Here is a 15,711-nt window from a genome sequence, read left to right as displayed (position 1 = left end):
TTTATTCACCTCCGCTTTCCACGCGTCCGCCTCCTGCCGCGCGGGCACGTACCCTGTCCTGTTGTGCCGAACGCCAACAATCACACCCACGCCCCGCAGGCAGAGCGCAGCGCAGAGTCGACGCAGGCGCTGAACCAGGTGCAGCGCCGCGCCGTCAGTGAGCTGCTGCGCGTGTCCCCCGTCGCGGACGATCTGGCCCGTCGTTTCCAGGAGGCCGGGTTCACACTTGCCCTGGTCGGCGGTTCGGTACGGGATGCCCTGCTCGGCCGGCTCGGCAACGACCTGGACTTCACCACGGACGCCCGGCCCGAGGACGTACTGAAGATCGTGCGGCCGTGGGCGGACGCGCTGTGGGAGGTCGGCATCGCCTTCGGCACCGTCGGCTGCAAGAAGAGCTCCTTCGACATCGAGATCACGACATACCGCTCGGAGGCGTACGACCGCACCTCGCGCAAGCCCGAGGTGTCCTACGGCGACTCGATCGAGGAAGACCTGGTGCGCCGGGACTTCACGGTGAACGCCATGGCGGTCGCGCTCCCGCAGAAGGAGTTCATCGACCCGCACAACGGCCTGGAGGATCTGGCGGCGCGGGTGCTGCGCACGCCGGGCACCCCGCAGGAGTCCTTCTCCGACGACCCCCTGCGGATGATGCGAGCGGCGCGCTTCGCCGCGCAGCTGGACTTCACGGTGGCGCCCGAGGTGGTGGCCGCGATGAAGGAGATGGCGGACCGGATCGACATCGTCTCCGCCGAGCGGGTACGTGATGAGCTCAACAAGCTGCTCCTGGGGTCGCACCCCCGCAAGGGACTCACCCTTCTGGTCGAGAGCGGCATCGCCGACCGGGTGCTGCCCGAGCTGCCGGCGCTGCGACTGGAGCGTGACGAGCATCACCGTCACAAGGACGTCTACGAGCACTCGCTGACCGTCCTGGACCAGGCCATCGACCTGGAGGAGGACGGCCCGGACCTGGTGCTGCGGCTGGCGGCGCTCCTTCACGACATCGGCAAGCCGCGGACACGGCGGTTCGAGAAGGACGGCCGGGTCTCCTTCCACCACCACGAGGTGGTGGGCGCGAAGATGACCAAGAAGCGCATGATCGCGCTGAAGTACTCCAACGAGATGGTCAAGGATGTCGCGCGTCTGGTGGAGCTGCACCTGCGGTTCCACGGCTACGGCACGGGTGAGTGGACGGACTCGGCGGTCCGCCGGTACGTACGGGACGCCGGCCCGCTGCTGACGCGGCTGCACAAGCTGACGCGCTCTGACTGCACGACACGGAACAAGCGCAAGGCCAATGCCCTCTCGCGGGCGTACGACGGGCTTGAGGAGCGCATCGCGCGCCTGCAGGAGCAGGAGGAACTGGACGCGATCCGGCCGGACCTGGATGGCAACGACATCATGCAGGTACTGGACATCGCGCCCGGCCCGGAGGTCGGTAAGGCCTACAAGCACCTGCTGGAGCTGCGGCTGGAGAACGGTCCGATGGACCGGGAGGCAGCGATCGAGGCGCTCAAGGAGTGGTGGTCCACGCAGGGCTGATTCAAGGGTGGTCGGGTGAGCCCGGCCGCTCATGTTTCACGTGAAACATCGCGCGCATCGCCTCGGTCACCGTCCATCGACCGGGGCGATGTTTCACGTGAAACACGCGCCCGCGCCATGGCGACGGCGACAACAAGATGGACCACGGCTACGCCGGTGATCAGTGCGGGCGAGCGCCCGTCGGGCGGCAGCACCAGGGCCGCGACTCCGGCCGCGCCGACGAAGGCGGTGTGGAAGAGGAAGTCGTAGAGGGCGAAGACGCGGCCGCGGAACGCGTCGTCGACGGCTTGCTGCACCTCCGTGTCCGTGGCGATCTTCGCGCCCTGGGTGGCCAGGCCGAGCACGAAGGCCGCGATGAGTACGGGCACCAGGGCAAAGGACAGGCCGAGTGCTGGGGCCAGTACGGCGGCCGTTCCGGCGCAGACCGCGATCCAGCCGGTGGCGGTCAGCCGGGTCACCGCCCAGGGGGTCAACACCGCGGCGGCGAAGAACCCGGCGCCCGAGGCGGCGACCGCCAGTCCCAGTGTCGCCATGCCGTCGGGTCCGTTCGCCGGCCAGTAGGCACGGCACAGCATCAGCACCGTGATCGTCAGCGCTCCGTAGCAGAAGCGCATCAGCGCCATGGCCGCCAAGGCACGGGCGGCGGAGCGGCGCTTTCGTAGGTGGGTCAGCCCGGCGGTGAGTCCGCGGACGGTGTCCAGCAGCGCGGCGGCAAGGCGCGGGGGCACCTGGCGGGGATCCGGGCCGAGCAGACCTGGAGGAATGCGCAGCGCGACGCCCGCAGCACACAGGTAGAGGACCGCGCCGAGGAGGACGGAGGACGTGTCGGATTCCACGCCCGCGAGCCGTACGGCGAAGGCGAGACCCCCGCCCGCGGTGGCGGCGAGCGTGCCTGCCGTGGGGGACAGGGAGTTGGCCACCACCAACGCCTCGGCATTGTCGACGACGCGGGGCAGCGCGGCCGACAGCCCGGCCAGGACGAAGCGGTTCACCGCGGTGACACTGAGCGCGGAGGCGTAGAAGAGCCAGTCCGGCGCACCGGCGAGGAGCAGCACCGCGGTCGCCGCGGCCAGGAGCGTACGCAGGAGATTGCCGTGGAGCAGGACCTGGCGGCGGCGCCAGCGGTCCAGGAGTACGCCGGCGAACGGTCCGAGCATGGAGTAGGGGAGCAGCAGTACCGCCATGGCGGAGGCGATGGCTGCCGGGGACGCCTGTCTCTCGGGCGAGAAGACCACGTAGGAGGCGAGGGCGACCTGGTACACGCCGTCGGCGGCCTGGGAGAGCAGCCGGACGGCCAGTAACCGGCGGAAGTCGCGGCGGCGGAGGAGTACGCGGAGGTCACGCGCGGCGGGCATGGGCCACAGCTTCACACAGCCGCGGGCCCCTGGGGAGACTCCCAGGGGCCCGCGGGTCAGAACGGTGCGGTCGCGTCGGCGTCCGCCGGTCGCTGGGTCAGCGCTCGACCTCGCCCTTGATGAACTTCTCGACGTTGTCCCGGGCCTCGTTGTCGAAGTACTGCACCGGCGGGGACTTCATGAAGTACGAGGAGGCGGAGAGGATCGGACCGCCGATGCCGCGGTCCTTGGCGATCTTCGCGGCGCGCAGCGCGTCGATGATGACGCCGGCGGAGTTCGGGGAGTCCCAGACCTCGAGCTTGTACTCCAGGTTCAGCGGGACGTCACCGAAGGCGCGACCCTCCAGGCGGACGTAGGCCCACTTGCGGTCGTCCAGCCAGGCGACGAAGTCCGACGGACCGATGTGGACGTTGTCCTCGCCGAGCTCACGGTCGGTGATCTGGGAGGTGACGGCCTGCGTCTTGGAGATCTTCTTGGACTCCAGGCGCTCGCGCTCGAGCATGTTCTTGAAGTCCATGTTGCCGCCGACGTTCAGCTGCATCGTGCGGTCCAGGATGACGCCCCGGTCCTCGAAGAGCTTGGCCATCACGCGGTGCGTGATGGTGGCGCCGACCTGGGACTTGATGTCGTCACCGACGATCGGGACACCCGCCTCGGTGAACTTGTCCGCCCACTCCTTGGTACCGGCGATGAAGACCGGGAGGGCGTTGACGAAGGCGACCTTGGCGTCGATGGCGCACTGGGCGTAGTACTTCGCCGCATCCTCGGAGCCGACGGGGAGGTAGCACACCAGGACGTCGACCTGCTGGTCCTTGAGGACCTGGACGACGTCGACGGGGGCCTCGTCGGACTCCTCGATGGTCTGACGGTAGTACTTGCCGAGACCGTCGAGGGTGTGGCCGCGCTGGACGGTCACACCGGCGTGCGGCACGTCGCAGATCTTGATGGTGTTGTTCTCGCTGGCGCCGATGGCGTCGGCGAGGTCGAGGCCGACCTTCTTGGCGTCGACGTCGAAGGCGGCCACGAACTCGATGTCACGCACGTGGTAGTCACCGAACTGCACGTGCATCAGACCGGGCACGCGGCTGTCCGGGTCGGCGTCCTTGTAGTACTCGACGCCCTGCACCAACGAGGCGGCGCAGTTGCCCACGCCGACGACGGCTACGCGAACCGAACCCATTCCGGTTGCTCCCTGTTTGTTCTCGACGCGGCTCCGCGGCTGCGGAGCCTCATGTGGCGGTGTCATCGGACGGATCCGGCCGGGATCCACCCCGGTTTCGGGGCAGGCCGCCCGTCTCTCCTGACTCGTTCCGGTCCGGGGCTGCGGGGTCCGGGCCGCGCTGGTCGCGCCCGGTCCGCTCGCTCTCGATGAGCTTGTTCAGCCAGCGAACTTCGCGTTCCACGGATTCCAGCCCGTGTCGCTGCAGCTCGAGGGTGTACTGGTCCAGCCGCTCACGGCGGGCCAGGGAGGTGCGCATCCTTTCGAGGCGCTCCTCCAGGCGGCTGCGTCGGCCTTCCAATACGCGCATTCGTACGTCCCGCGAGGTCTGCCCGAAGAAGGCGAACCGGACGCCGAAGTGCTCGTCCTCCCAGGCGTCGGGCCCCGAGTGGGCGAGCAGCTCTTCGAAGTGCTCCTTCCCCTCGGCCGTCAACCGGTAGACGATCTTGGCCCGGCGTCCCGCGAGCGAGGTTGCGGAGGCGCCCTGAGCCGTTCCTCCCCCGGGCTCCTCGGTCAGCCAGCCGTGCGCGACCAAGGCCTTCAAGCAGGGGTAGAGGGTGCCGTAACTGAACGCTCGGAAGACACCCAGCGAGGTGTTGAGCCGTTTCCGCAGCTCGTACCCGTGCATGGGTGACTCGCGCAACAGGCCGAGCACGGCGAATTCGAGGATGCCGGACCGTCTGCTCATCCTCCGCCTCCTCAGCTGTGTGCGCTCTTTATGCCGAGCTGATGTATCGACTCGATACATCCAGACGATAGAACGGCTCACCGGGTGGGACAAGGGCGGGGGTGGTGAACGGGATCACATCGGTGATTCCACGTAGCCAACGTGACTGATTTGGAGTGAATTCCGAGCCTGGGCAGGTTTTGGCCGTGCGTAGTCTGTGCGGCATGCAGACTGCCGGGAACCGAGTGGCCAAAAGTGGCGTCTCCGTCCCCGGTGTAGTGCGGCCCGTTCGACCAATGCGGGCCGTGTTGTCGGGGGGACCTGAAGTGAACTGCCGCCTTCAGGCGATGAGATAGCGCGCCTGCCCGAGGAGTAACCGTTCCATGAGCGAGCACCGTCGCAAACCGCCGCAGCCGCAAGGTGGCGGACGTGCCGCGGCCCGACGCGCCGCACAGCAACAATCAAGTGGCCGCCGTGCTGCGCGCGGCTCGGCGCGCGGCTCTGCTTCCGCCGCATCCCCGTCCGGCGCGCCTGAGCAGGAGCCCCCGTACCAGGGACGGGCGGCGGCACGCAGGGCTGCGCAACGCGGCGGGCGTCGGCGGGCCCCCGAAGCCGCGGCCGGCGGAGGCCGCCGGTCCCGTGGCGGCGCCGGAGGCGGCGGCCGGCCGCCCAAGAAGCGGTTCATCGATTACCCGCGCGCGGGCAAGGACGGAGCGCGCCGCTGGGTGCCGTCCTGGCGCCTGGTGCTGGGCAGCTGCCTGGGGTTCATCGCCTTCGTGCTCGGGCTGTCGGGCATCGCTCTGGCATACGTCGACGTGCCGAACCCGCAGAAGCTCTCGCAGGTGCAGAAGAACGTCTACTACTGGTCCGACGACAAGCCGATGGTCGTCGCGGGCGGTGGCGAGCTGAACCGCCAGATCGTGCCGTTCAGCGACATCCCGAAGTCGATGCAGAACGCCGTGGTCTCTGCGGAGAACGCCTCGTTCTGGACCGACTCGGGCGTCGACCCGATGGGTATCGCCCGCGCGGTGGTCAAGATGGCCATGGGCGGTGAGACCCAGAGTGGTTCGACGATCACCCAGCAGTACGTGAAGAACACCTTCCTGAACCAGGAGCAGACGCTCAAGCGCAAGATCACCGAGCTGTTCATCTCGATAAAGGTGGGCGGCTCGGTGGACAAGCGGGAAATCCTGCGCGGATACCTCAACACGGCGTACTACGGGCGTGGTGCCTACGGCATCCAGGCCGCTTCGCGGGCTTATTACAACAAGGACTGCACGGACCTCACCACGGGCGAGAGCGCCTTCCTCTCCTCCCTGCTCAACGGCCCGAACCTCTACGACCCGTACGTCACGACGGAGAGCGAGGGCGCGAACCTCAAGCGAGCGAAGGCACGCTGGGCGTGGACGCTGGACCGGGAAGTCGAGACGGGGAACCTGTCCAAGGCCAAGCGGGCCGAAATCGCCAAGGAAGGGTTCCCGCGGCCCCGGCCGCCGAAGAAGGCGATGGACCTGCGAGGCCAGAAGGGCTACCTCGTCGACCTCGCCAACAATTACATCACCGCCAACACGGACATCTCGGAAGCCGAGCTGAAAAAGGGCGGCTACGCGATCCACACCACCTTCGACCGCAAGAAGATGGATCAGCTGACCAAGGCGGTCGAGAAGGTCTCCAAGAAGGCGTTGAAGCCCGAGCAGCGGGCGGTCGACAAGTACGTGCAGTTCGGCGGGGCCTCGGTCGAGCCGGGGACCGGCAAGATCGTTGCCATGTACGGCGGTAAGGACGCCACGGAGCACTACACGAACAACGCCGACTACACCGGCGTCCAGGTCGGCTCCACGTTCAAGCCGTTCGTTCTGGCCGCGGCGATGGACAAGGGCGTGCGGGACCCGAAGAACCCGGCCATCCGTACCCCTGTGTCGCCGAACAGCATGTACAACGGCGACAACAAGCTGCGGCTGCTGAACTACGACCGGACCGTCTGGCACGACAAGGACGGCAACGAGTGGCACCAGGCCAACGACGGCAATGAGGACAAGGGCCGGATCAGCCTTCGGACCGCCATGCAGTTCTCGGTGAACACGCCCTACATCCAGCTGGGCATGGACGTCGGCCCGGAGGTGGTCAAGCAGGAGGCGATCGCCGCCGGCCTGCGGGACGATAACAGCATGGCGCGGACCACACCGACCTTCTCCCTGGGCACCTCGGCGCCCAGCGCGATCCGACTGGCCGGTGCGTACGCCACCTTCGCCGCGAGCGGTCAGCAGACCGACCCGTACTCGGTCGAGTCGGTGACCAAGGACGGCGTGGAGAAGTACAACCACAAGGACGTGGCGAAGACCAAGCAGGCCTTCGACCCGAACATCGCCAACAACGTCACCGACGTCCTCAAGAACGTCGTCAAGAAGGGCACAGGTACGGCGGCGCAGCTGCCGGACGGCCGCGAGGCGGCAGGTAAGACCGGTACCACCGACGACAACAAGTCGGCGTGGTTCGCGGGCTACACCAAGCAGCTGGCCACCACGATCGGCATGTGGCGCGTCAACGACCAGGCGAAGTCCCAGAAGTTCCTCAAGATGTACGGCGTCGGTGGTGAGGAGAAGATCCACGGAGCTTCGTTCCCCTCACAGATCTGGCGCGACTACATGATGGAGGCGATGAAGGGGAAGCCCATGGAGGCCTTCCCGCAGCCGCAGCCGATCGGCAAGGTCGTCTACGGCGAGAGCGCCAGCCCGACTCCGACTCCGACGAAGACGGAGGAGCCGTCGAAGGAGCCGTCGGACGAGCCTTCGGAGAGCCCGAGCGATGACTCGTCCCCGAGCGCCACGCCGACCGAGACCTGCTCCCCCTGGGACCTCGGCTGCAAGGACAACGGTGGGCAGGGCAACGGTGGGCCCTCGGGTGATCCCGGAGACCCCGGGGACGAGCCGTCTCCGCCGGTGACCGAGACACCAGGTGGCGATGACGGTGGTGGTTTCTTCGGAGGCCCTGACGGCGTCGACAACTGATCGCACGCTGTTTCACGTGAAACGCTCATCTGGTTTCACGTGAAACAGAGGAAGCAAGATGACGAGCCCCCGCCCGGCATGCCGGGCGGGGGCTTCGCCGTCTCCGGCACAGGGTCGTGCGGCAGGATGACCCCCATGACGAGCGTGCGACAGGACGAGCCGGTACGGCCGACGCAGCGGGATGAGGTGGCGGCGGCCGGCAGCGAGCTGATCGGCGGCCCGTCCGGCCGTCGCGTACTGCTCGGCGCGAGCTGGTGGACCCCGGTACGCATCATCGCCCTGGTTGCGCTGGGAATGTTCGCCCTGGGGATGGTGCAGAAGCTGCCCTGTTACAACGGCGCCTGGTTCTTCGGCGCCACCAGCCAGTACACCCATGCCTGCTACTCCGACATCCCGCACCTCTACGTCGGACGCGGCTTCGCGGAGAACCTGGTTCCCTACTTCGACCGGATCCCCGGCGACATGCAGTACCTCGAGTATCCGGTGCTCACCGGTGTGTTCATGGAGGTCGCCTCCTGGATGACGCCGCACAGCGGCACGATGCAGCATCGTGAGCAGATCTACTGGCTGGCCAACGCCGGGATGCTCATGGTCTGCGCCGCTGTCCTCGCGGTCTGCGTAGCCCGCACCCACCGCCACCGCCCTTGGGACGCGCTACTCGTCGCCTTGGCCCCCGCCTTCGCGCTGACCGCCACCATCAACTGGGACCTGCTCGCGGTCGCGCTGACTTCTGTGGCGATGTTGCTGTGGTCACGCAGCCGGCCGCTCGCCGCCGGAGTCTTCATCGGCTTGGCCACTGCCGCCAAGCTCTACCCCGTCCTCCTGCTGGGACCACTGTTCGTCCTGTGCTGGCGGGCCGGCAAGTGGCGGGCCTTCGGCGCGGTGACAGGGGGCGCGGTCTTCTCCTGGCTGGCGGTGAACCTGCCGGTGATGCTGCCGGCCTGGGACGGCTGGCAGAAGTTCTACACCTTCAGCCAGGAGCGTCCGATCGACTTCGGATCCGTCTGGCTACTGATCTCCCAGCGGACCGGCAATGCGCTGGAGCACGCCAATACCTACGCCACTCTGCTGATGATCGTCGGGTGCGGTGCCATCGCGCTGCTCACCCTCTACGCACCGCGCCGTCCGCGCCTGGCCCAGCTGGCGTTCTTGGTCGTCGCACTCTTCATCCTGACCAACAAGGTCTACTCCCCGCAGTACGTGCTCTGGTCGGTCCCGCTGGCCGCGCTGGCCCGGCCGCGTTGGCGGGACTTCCTGATCTGGCAGGCCTGCGAGGTCATGTACTTCCTCGGCATCTGGCTGTACCTCGCCTACAGCGGCAGTGGGGACAAGCACCATGGGCTCCCGCCCGAGGGATACCAACTGGCGATCACTCTTCACCTGTTGGGCACGCTGTACCTGTGCGCCCTGGTGATCAGGGACGTCCTGCTGCCCGACCGGGACGGGGTACGTAGGGACGGCGCCGACGATCCCTCCGGCGGCGTCCTGGACCAGGCACCGGACGTGTTCGTCCTCGGCCGACAGCACCACGTCACGCCGCACGCCGTTCCGAATGAGGGCGCGCCACGGGTCGAGTGGGGGCCGGTCCAGGACTGATCGCCGGGGCGGTGGTCCGGCCGACGGGACGGCCGGAGAAACGAGGCGGGCCCGTACATACGGCAGAAGAGCCGTATGTACGGGCCCGTGGTCTCGGTGCCCAGAGGCTGTGGGATCAGCGATCCACGAGGCGGTCGAACTGCGTGGTGGTGTGGCGGAGGTGGGCCACCAGCTCCTCACCGACCTTCGGCTCGGGTGCGTCGCTCGGCACGAACAGGATGGAGACCTGCATGTGCGGCGGCTCGGCGAACCAGCGCTGCTTGCCGCCCCAGACGTACGGCGAGAGGTTTCGGTTCACCGTTGCCAGGCCTGCCCGCGCGACGCCCTTGGCGCGCGGCATCACACCGTGCAGCGCCTTGGGCGACTCCAGGCCGACGCCATGGGAGGTGCCACCGGCCACCACGACGAGGTAGCCGTCGGAAGCCGCCTTCTGCTGCCGGTAGCCAAAGCGGTCGCCCTTGGCCACGCGGGTGACGTCCAGGACCGAGCCGCGGTACTCCGTGGCGTCGTGGTCGCCGAGCCAGAGGCGGGTGCCGATCCGGGCCCGGAAGCGGGTCTGCGGGAACTGGGCCTGCAGCCGGTGCAGCTCATCGGCCTTGAGGTGGCTGACGAACATGGTGTGCAGCGGCAGCCGTGCGGTGCGCAGCCGGTCCATCCAGCCGATGACCTCGTCGACGGCGTCGGTGCCGTCGGTGCGGTCGAGCGGCAGGTGGATGGCGAAGCCTTCCAGCCGTACGTTCTCGATCGCCGAGGCCAGCATGGGCAGCTCCTCCGGCGTGACGCCGTGCCGCTTCATGCTGCTCATGACCTCGACCACGACCCGGGCGCCGGCCAGGCCGCCGAGCCCCTGGACCGAGGAGACCGAGCGGATCGCCCGGTCCGGCAGTGGTACCGGCTCCTCGCCGTGCCGGAACGGCGTCAGGACGAGCAGGTCACCGCCGAAGAAGTCCTTGATGCGGGCTGCTTCGTAGGTGGTGCCGACCGCCAGCAGGTCGGCACCCAGGCGGGTGGCCTCGTCGGCGAGCCGCTCGTGACCGAAGCCGTAGCCGTTGCCTTTGCAGACCGGGACCAGTCCCGGGAACTGCTGCAGCACCTGCTGCTGGTGTGCCCGCCAGCGCGCGGTGTCGACGTAGAGGGTGAGCGCCATGGCCGGCCCGTGAACCTTTCTCGTGACTGTGGTGCGTGGATCTGTGGGGAAAGTCGCAGACGAGCGGTCAGCGCCGCGACATGTAGATGTCCAGCGCCTTGTGCAGGAACTTGTTCAGCGGGAAGTCCCACTCGCCCAGGTACTCCGCCGCCTGCCCGCCGGTGCCGACCTTGAACTGGATGAGACCGAAGAGATGATCCGTCTCGTCCAGCGAGTCGCTGATGCCGCGCAGGTCGTAGACGGTGGCGCCGAGCGCGTAGGCATCCCGCAGCATGCGCCACTGCATCGCGTTCGACGGGCGGACCTCACGGCCGATGTTGTCGGACGCGCCGTAGGAGTACCAGACATGCCCGCCGACGACCAGCATCGTCGCCGCGGAGAGGTTCACGCCGTTGTGGCGGGCGAAGTAGAGCCGCATGCGGTTGGGGTCCTCGCTGTTGAGGGCCGTCCACATGCGCTGGAAGTAGCTCAGCGGACGCGGGCGGAACTGGTCACGCACCGCGGTGATCTCGTACAGCCGCTGCCATTCGGCGAGGTCTTCGTAGCCGCCCTGCACGACCTCGACGCCGGCCTTGTCGGCCTTCTTGATGTTGCGGCGCCACAGCTGGTTGAAGCCCTTGTGGACGTCCTCCAGCGAGCGGTTCTCCAGCGGCACCTGGTAGACGTAGCGCGGCTGCACGTCGCCGAAGCCCGCGCCGCCGTCCTCGCCCTGCTGCCAGCCCATGCGGCGGAGGCGGTCGGCGACCTCGAAGGCACGGGGCTCGATGTGGGTGGCCTCCACGTCCCGCAGCCGCTTGACGTCGGGGTTCTGGATGCCGGCCTTGATCGCGGGGGCGTCCCAGCGACGGATGACGACCGGCGGGCCCATCTTCACGGAGAAGGCACCCTGCTGCTTCAGGTGCGCGAGCATCGGGCGCAGCCAGTCCTCCAGGTGCGGGGAGAACCAGTTGATGACGGGGCCTTCGGGCAGGTACGCGAGGTACCGCTTGATCTTGGGAAGCTGGCGATAGAGGACCAGCCCGGCGCCGACGAGCTGCCCGGTGGAGTCGAACCAGCCCAAGTTCTCCGAGCGCCACTCGGACTTCACGTCGGCCCAGGCCGGGACCTGCATGTGACTCGCCGCGGGCAGACTCTGGATGTATGCCAGATGCTGCTCTCGACTGATGGTCCTCAGGGTCAGGCTCATGCGGGGCGCTCCTCGGCAGGTTTGTCCCCGTGGTCGGGGCTCCGGCTCTCGCGCCGAAGCCTACTGCGCCAAGGGAGCGCCCCGTCTGGGCCTACGGACGCACGCGCCCGTACGTCATCGGTGCGGTCAGCCCAGTACGCCCCCGAAGAGGCCGCCGTGCGCCATGCCGAGGAAGAATCCGAGCGCCGCGGCGCCGAGCCCGATGATCAGTACGAAGCGCTCTCCGGTGGTCACGGAGATGAACTGGCCCCAGGCACCCGTCACGATCCCGACGAGGCCGGCCCAGGAGCTGAGCAGGTGCAGATGGGTGGAGGCGGCGGAGATCACGGCGATGAGCCCGAGTACCAGGGTCACCGCGGCGAGGGTGTTCTCGACAGGGTGCGCCTTGCCGTCGCTGTTCAGCACGCCGAGCAGGCCGTGCTGCTGGGTCTTCTGGGGCTGTACTGCATGTGCCATACGGCACCTCCGTAGACAGGGCGGCGCACTGTAACGCCGCTCACACCCGTTGTGTTCCAGATTGAGGGGATCCCCGGGCTGATTTCAACCGGAAGCCTTCCGGCGGGTACTCTGTACGGTCTGCGCCCATGTCTGTCCGCATTCGCTGCACAGGCCGGGCGCGGAACGCATCACGACCCTCCTGCCACGGAACGACCGTGGCCGCTGAGTCCAAAGGAGGTGGGTTCCACATGCGTCACTACGAGGTGATGGTCATCCTCGACCCCGATCTGGAGGAGCGCGCTGTCTCCCCCCTGATCGAGAACTTCCTTTCCGTCGTCCGTGAGGGCAACGGCAAGGTGGAGAAGGTCGACACCTGGGGCCGTCGTCGTCTCTCGTACGAGATCAACAAGAAGCCCGAGGGCATCTACTCGGTCATCGACCTCCAGGCCGAGCCGGCCGTCGTCAAGGAGCTCGACCGTCAGATGAACCTGAACGAGTCGGTCCTCCGGACCAAGGTCCTCCGTCCCGAGACCCACTGACCGCGTAAGCGTTCAGCGGACATCGGGTTCGAGTAGCAACACAGCAGCCAGCAGCACACCCGCCGAGAGGTTCCCCTAATGGCAGGCGAGACCGTCATCACGGTCGTCGGCAATCTTGTCGATGACCCCGAGCTGCGCTTCACCCCGTCCGGTGCGGCGGTCGCGAAGTTCCGCGTCGCGTCCACTCCCCGCACCTTCGACCGTCAGACCAATGAGTGGAAGGACGGCGAGAGCCTGTTCCTGACCTGCTCGGTGTGGCGTCAGGCGGCGGAGAACGTCGCCGAGTCCCTCACGCGGGGTACCCGCGTGATCGTGCAGGGCCGCCTCAAGCAGCGGTCGTACGAGGACCGCGAGGGCGTGAAGCGCACGGTCTACGAGCTCGACGTCGACGAGGTCGGCGCGAGCCTGCGCAATGCCACGGCCAAGGTCACCAAGACCAGCGGCCGGGGTGCTCAGGGCGGCGGCTTCGGCGGCGGCCCGCAGGGCGGCGGCCAGGGTGGCGGCGGCTGGGGCGGCGGCCCCGGCGGCCAGCAGGGCGGCGGGGGCGGCGCTCCCGCTGACGACCCCTGGGCGACCGGTGCTCCTGCCGGCGGTGGCCAGCAGGGTGGCGGCGGTGGCGGCTGGGGCGGTGGCTCCGGCGGCGGCTACTCGGACGAGCCGCCCTTCTAGGCACGTACGTCTGGCACGTACACGCGGGGCTGTTTCACGTGAAACACGGTTTCACGTGAAACGTGGGCCCGGCGGCCTGAGGGCGCCAGCACAAACTTCTTGAAACTCACTGGAGAGAGACAATGGCGAAGCCGCCTGCTCGCAAGCCGAAGAAGAAGGTTTGCGTGTTCTGCAAGGAGAAGATCTCCTACGTCGACTACAAGGACACGAACCTGCTGCGGAAGTTCATTTCCGACCGCGGCAAGATCCGTGCCCGCCGGGTCACCGGCAACTGCACCCAGCACCAGCGTGACGTCGCCACGGCCGTGAAGAACAGCCGTGAGATGGCGCTGCTGCCCTACACCTCCACCGCGCGATAAGGGAAGGGTGACCGAAACATGAAGATCATCCTCACCCACGAGGTCTCTGGCCTCGGCACCGCCGGCGACGTCGTTGACGTCCGGGACGGTTACGCCCGTAACTACCTGGTTCCGCGTGGTTTCGCGATCCGCTGGACCAAGGGTGGCGAGAAGGACGTCGAGCAGATCCGCCGCGGTCGCAAGATCCGCGAGATCGCGTCGGTCGAGCAGGCCAACGAGGTCAAGGGTCAGCTCGAGGGCGTCAAGGTGAAGCTGGCCGTCCGTGCCGGCGACGCCGGCCGCCTGTTCGGCTCCGTCACGCAGGCTGACATCGCCTCGGCGATCAAGGCTGCCGGTGGCCCGGACGTGGACAAGCGCCGCGTGGAGGTCGGTTCGCCGATCAAGACCCTGGGCGCGCACCAGGTCTCCGTGCGTCTGCACGCCGAGGTTGTCGCCAACGTCGGCGTCGAGGTCGTCGCTGCCTGAGTGCAGCCCGATCGCACGGCCTGATTCACCGGCCGCGGACGGCAGCCCGCTGACCGCGGCACGGTGAGCGAGTCACACCGCAGGGGCCGCATCCTTCCGGGATGCGGCCCCTGCGGCTGTCTGGTGGCCCGGCGCCTTCCGGGTGGTGCTGCCTCCCCTCAGCGGGCGGCGCCTGTCACGATCCAGCGGCCGGAGCGCGTACGGAACCACAAGGTCAGAAGGCGGACCGTCATCATCAGGGCCATCGACCACCACAGGGCCGTCAGCCCGCCACCCAGTGCCGGCACGGCCAAGGCCACGGGCGCGAAGACGGCCAGCGTGATCAGCATCGCCCCGGCCAGGTACGGCCCGTCCCCCGCCCCCATCAGCACACCGTCGAGGACGAAGACGATGCCGGAGACGGGCTGACTCACCGCGACGACCAGCAGGGCCGGCAGCAGGACGTTCTTCACGGTCGGGTCGGCGGTGAACAGGGGGATGAACAGTGGGCGGGCCAGCGCGACCAGGGCGCCCAGCACGACGCCGGAGGCGATCCCCCACTCGACCATGCGGCGGCAGGCGGCCTTCGCTCCGTCCACGTCGCCCGCGCCGAGATAGCGCCCGATGATGGCCTGACCGGCGATGGCGATCGCGTCCAGCGTGAAGGCCAGCAGTGACCACAGGGTCAGGATGATCTGGTGGGCGGCCACATCGGCGTCACCGAGCCGTGCGGCCACCGCCGTCGCGATCATCAGGACGGCCCGCAGCGACAGCGTACGGACGAGCAGCGGCACGCCGGCCTGGGCGGAAGCGCGGATGCCGGCGGCGTCGGGGCGCAGGGAAGCGCCGTGCCTGCGGGCACCCCGTACGACGACGGTGAGGTAGACGGCCGCCATGCCGCACTGGGCGATCACGGTGCCCCAGGCGGAGCCGGCGATCCCCAGGCCGGCGCCGTAGACGAGCCCGATGTTGAGGACGGCGTTGACCGAGAAGCCGCTGATGGCGACGTACAGCGGGGTTCTGGTGTCCTGCAGGCCGCGGAGCACGCCGGTGGCGGCGAGCACGACGAGCATGGCCGGGATACCGAGGGCGCTGATGCGCAGGTAGGTGGTGGCGTACGGGGACGCGGTGGTGGAGGCGCCGAAGGCTTCGACCAGCCAGGGGGCGGTCGGCAGTACGACGGCGATCACGGCGGCGCCGAGGAGGAGGGCGAGCCAGATGCCGTCCATGCCCTGGCGGATCGCCGCGGAGAGATCACCGGCGCCGACGCGCCGGGCAACGGCTGCCGTGGTGGCGTACGCGAGGAAGACGAAGACCGAGACGGCCGTGGTGAGGAGGGCGGCGGCGACTCCGAGGCCGGCCAGCTGCGGAGTGCCGAGGTGGCCGATGACCGCGCTGTCGACCATGACGAAGAGAGGTTCCGCGACGAGCGCGCCGAATGCGGGAAGGGCGAGTGCGATGATCTCGCGGTCGTGCCTGCGGCCGGTGCGCCGGGGCTTCGCGGGAGCCTGTGTCATGCACCCAATCTAATCTTCCACAGGTAAG

14 protein-coding genes are annotated in these 15,711 nt (G+C 68.3%); 7 read left to right on the top strand and 7 right to left on the bottom strand.

Annotated elements, in window-relative coordinates; translation table 11 throughout:
- Window positions 1–63: 63 nt before the first annotated feature.
- Window positions 64–1,539, top strand: coding sequence for a CCA tRNA nucleotidyltransferase (locus IF20_RS18190; protein WP_052866235.1), 1,476 nt, complete (start codon window positions 64–66; stop codon window positions 1,537–1,539).
- Between the two features lie 29 nt (window positions 1,540–1,568).
- On the opposite strand, the gene IF20_RS18185 is transcribed toward IF20_RS18190, so the two are convergent.
- The 3 genes from IF20_RS18185 to IF20_RS18175 form a co-directional block, all read right to left on the bottom strand.
- Entirely contained in the window at window positions 1,569–2,894 is a 1,326-nt protein-coding gene (locus IF20_RS18185; protein WP_052866234.1) for an MFS transporter, read from the bottom strand.
- 97 nt (window positions 2,895–2,991) lie between these two features.
- Complete coding sequence (locus tag IF20_RS18180; RefSeq protein WP_052866233.1) at window positions 2,992–4,074, bottom strand: inositol-3-phosphate synthase; 1,083 nt, start codon at window positions 4,072–4,074, stop codon at window positions 2,992–2,994.
- 49 nt (window positions 4,075–4,123) lie between these two features.
- Complete coding sequence (locus IF20_RS18175; protein WP_052866232.1) at window positions 4,124–4,801, bottom strand: PadR family transcriptional regulator; 678 nt, start codon at window positions 4,799–4,801, stop codon at window positions 4,124–4,126.
- Between the two features lie 362 nt (window positions 4,802–5,163).
- On the opposite strand from IF20_RS18175, the gene IF20_RS18170 reads away from it, so the two are divergent.
- Window positions 5,164–7,788, top strand: a complete 2,625-nt coding sequence (locus IF20_RS18170; protein WP_110944284.1) for a transglycosylase domain-containing protein — start codon at window positions 5,164–5,166, stop codon at window positions 7,786–7,788.
- A gap of 135 nt (window positions 7,789–7,923) precedes the next feature.
- The gene (locus IF20_RS18165) at window positions 7,924–9,384 is read left to right on the top strand and encodes a glycosyltransferase family 87 protein (RefSeq protein WP_052866230.1); all 1,461 of its coding nucleotides are present in this window, start codon (window positions 7,924–7,926) and stop codon (window positions 9,382–9,384) included.
- A 115-nt stretch (window positions 9,385–9,499) separates the two neighbouring features.
- Here the strand turns inward: IF20_RS18165 and IF20_RS18160 are convergent, their stop codons facing one another.
- From IF20_RS18160 to IF20_RS18150, 3 genes are all read right to left on the bottom strand, one after another.
- Window positions 9,500–10,531, bottom strand: a complete 1,032-nt coding sequence (locus IF20_RS18160; RefSeq protein ID WP_052866229.1) for an alanine racemase — start codon at window positions 10,529–10,531, stop codon at window positions 9,500–9,502.
- A gap of 67 nt (window positions 10,532–10,598) precedes the next feature.
- Complete coding sequence (locus IF20_RS18155) at window positions 10,599–11,717, bottom strand: lipid II:glycine glycyltransferase FemX (protein WP_052866228.1); 1,119 nt, start codon at window positions 11,715–11,717, stop codon at window positions 10,599–10,601.
- A 126-nt stretch (window positions 11,718–11,843) separates the two neighbouring features.
- A complete protein-coding gene (locus IF20_RS18150; RefSeq protein ID WP_052866227.1) occupies window positions 11,844–12,173 on the bottom strand; it encodes a hypothetical protein in 330 nt (109 codons plus the stop codon).
- A gap of 230 nt (window positions 12,174–12,403) precedes the next feature.
- Between IF20_RS18150 and rpsF the strand changes: the two genes are divergently transcribed.
- From rpsF to rplI, 4 genes are all read left to right on the top strand, one after another.
- Window positions 12,404–12,694 (top strand): 30S ribosomal protein S6, encoded by a 291-nt coding sequence (gene rpsF, locus IF20_RS18145; RefSeq protein WP_003978891.1) that lies wholly within the window; start codon window positions 12,404–12,406, stop codon window positions 12,692–12,694.
- A gap of 78 nt (window positions 12,695–12,772) precedes the next feature.
- Window positions 12,773–13,363 (top strand): single-stranded DNA-binding protein, encoded by a 591-nt coding sequence (locus IF20_RS18140; protein ID WP_052866226.1) that lies wholly within the window; start codon window positions 12,773–12,775, stop codon window positions 13,361–13,363.
- Window positions 13,364–13,485: 122 nt separating this feature from the next.
- Window positions 13,486–13,722 carry a 30S ribosomal protein S18 gene (gene rpsR / locus IF20_RS18135; RefSeq protein ID WP_003978893.1) on the top strand — a complete coding sequence of 79 codons (237 nt, stop codon included), beginning with the start codon at window positions 13,486–13,488 and terminating at the stop codon, window positions 13,720–13,722.
- Window positions 13,723–13,740: 18 nt separating this feature from the next.
- Window positions 13,741–14,187 carry a 50S ribosomal protein L9 gene (gene rplI, locus IF20_RS18130; RefSeq protein ID WP_052866225.1) on the top strand — a complete coding sequence of 149 codons (447 nt, stop codon included), beginning with the start codon at window positions 13,741–13,743 and terminating at the stop codon, window positions 14,185–14,187.
- 158 nt (window positions 14,188–14,345) lie between these two features.
- Here the strand turns inward: rplI and IF20_RS18125 are convergent, their stop codons facing one another.
- Window positions 14,346–15,683: an MATE family efflux transporter gene (locus IF20_RS18125; protein WP_052866223.1), complete on the bottom strand. Its 1,338-nt coding sequence runs from the start codon at window positions 15,681–15,683 to the stop codon at window positions 14,346–14,348.
- Window positions 15,684–15,711 lie beyond the last annotated feature (28 nt).

The sequence above is a fragment of the Streptomyces niger genome, assembly GCF_000718305.1.
Taxonomy (GTDB): Bacteria; Actinomycetota; Actinomycetes; order Streptomycetales; family Streptomycetaceae; genus Streptomyces; species Streptomyces niger.
The sequence above is the reverse complement of the archived record's forward strand: the minus strand, read 5'-3'. Positions and strand labels throughout refer to the sequence as shown.